A 1,912-nucleotide genomic window follows, 5' to 3' on the forward strand; every position below is an offset into this window, starting at 1 on the left:
AAGACTCCTTTTATCAAGACCGTATTTAAGGAAAACAAAGCGGACGTAATGCTTATCATAAGACCAAGACGTTTCGGTAAAACTCTTACCATGTCAACATTCTATGATTTTCTGTCTCTTGATCCTGAAAATCCCGGAGACGTGTCCCGTCAGGAAAAGTGGTTTAAGGACACCAAAATCTTTGAGGATAAGGAATTCTGCCGTGAATACATGGGAAAGTTTCCGGTTATTTTCATTTCCCTGAAGGCTGTTTCCGGTAATGATTTTATCGGAGCCTATGAACAGTTTGGCAGTATTGTTTTCAACATGTACAATTCTTTCCGCTACTTGGCTGACAGTTCAAAACTCAGTGATACGGAACTCAGATCATTTAAAGATGTGGCTGATAATGAAGACTTTATCTGTGATATCAGAAACAAAAATAAAATGAAAAATTCATTAAGCAACCTGCTGATGTTTCTGTACAAGCATCACGGCGTTAAGCCCGTTCTGCTTATTGACGAATACGACGTCCCTATCGCCAAGGCTGCCCATAACGATTACTACCGGGAAATGATTGACATCATAAGTCAGTTCTTAGGCAATGCCTTAAAAACCAATCTTTACCTCGGCAGAGCCGTGCTTACCGGCTGTCTGAGAGCCGCCAAAGAAAGTATTTTTACCGGGCTCAACAATTTAAAAATCTGTTCAGTTCTTGATACCGGCAAGGATGATATTTCTCAGGGAATTGGTTTTACTGAAAAAGAGACCGGAGAGGTATTGTCTTACTACGGTCTTACTGACTATTACGAGGAAGTGAGGAATAATTACGACGGTTACTACTTTGGCTCAAACCATATGTACTGTCCGTGGGATGTCATGTCATTTTGCGATGATAACTACAAAAAAGTCGGAATGGAAAATAAAACCATTACGGCGGACAACTACTGGATAAACACCAGCGGTAACGACGTAATCGAAGAATTCATGGGTTTTATAGAGCCTGAAGACGTCGATAAAATGCAGGATCTTATGGACGGCAAATCAATTACCACGGAAGTAAGAACCTCTCTGTGTTACGGTGATTTAAAAGAACATGACATCACCGATTTCTGGACACTGCTGCTGTACACCGGATATCTCACCTTCGATCCGCAGTCCCGTTCTCCGGAAAATGACAGTTACAGTCTGTATATCCCGAATGAAGAAATCAGAAAATGCTTTAAATCCAAGATTCTGAATTTCCTTAAAAACAATTCCGTCATGAAAAACAATACCGGTAAACTGGTAAAAGGATTGTTTGAGGGGGATGCTGAAACCGTGGAGAACAGTCTTAACGGACTTCTGGAAAAATACGTGTCCATCAGAGATTTCTCCGTCAATGCCCCAAAGGAAAACTATTACCACGGATTTATAAACGGTTTATTGGTTGGAAGTACATCTCTCATAGAAGAGCAGAGATCCAATTTTGAATCTGGAAACGGATATATTGATTTGATAATAAAGTCTCTAAAGAGCAGAGGCATTATCGTAATTCTGGAACTGAAGCAGACTTCTAATGAAAATGAAGACAAGGTACTGATTGCCGAAGAGGCTATTGAGCAGATACTTCAGAAGAAATACGCCGATCCGTATATTAAAAGAAACGATATCAAGGCAGTTATCACATACGGCATATGCTTCTGTAAAAAGGAATGCGGTGTTGCATATAAAAAACTGAAATAAGCGAGAGTGAACGCGATTCCGTGTAAACCCTTGTTAAGCCCCTTTTGAAAAATTATCTAACTCAACTTTCCCACATGATTTTGAGTGGAAAAACATAGCGCAACCTTAATCCATGCGGTTTAAGTGTTTTTTAAAAACATGTATTGATTTTTATGACAATTTTGGAGTTTTTTTGGTGGCGAATTCTTCGTACAGACCTAATACGAAA

1 protein-coding gene is annotated in these 1,912 nt (G+C 39.5%); it reads left to right on the forward strand.

Annotated elements, in window-relative coordinates; translation table 11 throughout:
• Window positions 1-1,704 (forward strand): AAA family ATPase (locus BMY80_RS11880; RefSeq protein ID WP_093143946.1); only part of this gene is annotated, 1,704 nt, incomplete at its 5' end.
• Window positions 1,705-1,912: the final 208 nt, after the last annotated feature.

It is taken from the genome of Ruminobacter amylophilus (assembly GCF_900115655.1).
Taxonomy (GTDB): Bacteria; Pseudomonadota; Gammaproteobacteria; order Enterobacterales; family Succinivibrionaceae; genus Ruminobacter; species Ruminobacter amylophilus.